Here is a 1,130-nt window from a genome sequence, read left to right on the forward strand (position 1 = left end):
GTCATAAAGTAACCAAAAACCCGAATAGCTGCTTGTGATAGGTCAAAGAATGCAGCAAAGTTAGAAAGATACAATTTAGTGAATTGTTCTTCATCTACTTCTATTTGACGGATAAACGAAGTCTTAAACACTTCTCCAGTTTCAGTGTCGGCTAAAGCTACTACGGCTCTCTTATCGCCACCACTATTACTCTTATACTTTTTAACAACATGATTTTCAATACCTTCTATAGCTTGTTTCATAAAAGGATTTTCTTCGTTCTTTTGAAAATCGGTTAACTTAACTGCTTTTTTATTTTCCATTTTGATGTGTTTTTGGGAAATATTATTCTCCACAAAGTAAACTATTATTTTCCATAAAAACAATATTAAGGGAAATATTATTTTCCTGTTTAGTATTATATTAGGAAATCAGTATTTTCTAGATTGGAAAATGAGAATTTCCAATATGGAAAATGCCCTATATTGTGTATCAAGTACTTAACTTATTCTATTTCTTCTATTCTTAATATACCCCCAAAACAGCACAAAATCAGTCACTTAAAAATCATCGGTCGGGGAGCGCCCAGCGGCAAGGGGCGGGACCACCCGTCCCGACGAGCGCCACACCATAAACTTTTTTTAGAATAAGCACACAACCGTTTTCCGAACCCTGCAAAATTTCTTCCGAATCCGAACGACGTAACACTCCATTGAGAGAGGCTGCCGTTTGGTCGCTCCCCCTTTGGGGGCGGGGGGGGGTTACATACCCATACCGAAACCTCTGCTTCTGGTGATTTGCTTGAGTAGGTCTTTCCCCTCTTCCATAGCTTTTGATATGTTTGGGAAATGATGCCTTAAAGCCTCCAGTTGTTCGGAATTGAACAAGTCTTTCATCTTACCAAGTTCTTTTTTCAATTCCTTGGTTTCGGTCTTTAGTTCTTGGTTCTCCGTCCTTAATCGGTTACTGGTTGTCCTTGCGTTGTCCATTTGTTGTCTATAATACTCCTTGTCATTCTCGGCTTTGAATGCCTTTGTGCCGTTTTGCTCTTTTTCAAGTATAGCCTTTCCCAGTCTATCGGATAGCCTGTCTCTTATACCTGTCTCTTATACACATCTGACGCTGCCGACGACCATAGGGGTGTAGATCTC

At 39.6% G+C, this 1,130-nt stretch carries 1 protein-coding gene; it reads right to left on the reverse strand.

Features of this window, described 5'->3' with window-relative positions; translation table 11 throughout:
- Window positions 1–335: hypothetical protein (locus PMW67_RS09710; RefSeq protein ID WP_431521141.1), on the reverse strand; the 335-nt coding region annotated here is incomplete at its 3' end.
- Between the last annotated feature and the right edge of the window lie 795 nt (window positions 336–1,130).

Origin of the sequence: Collinsella aerofaciens, assembly GCF_028209395.1 — a bacterium.
In the GTDB taxonomy this organism is placed as follows: Bacteria; Actinomycetota; Coriobacteriia; order Coriobacteriales; family Coriobacteriaceae; genus Collinsella; species Collinsella aerofaciens_AZ.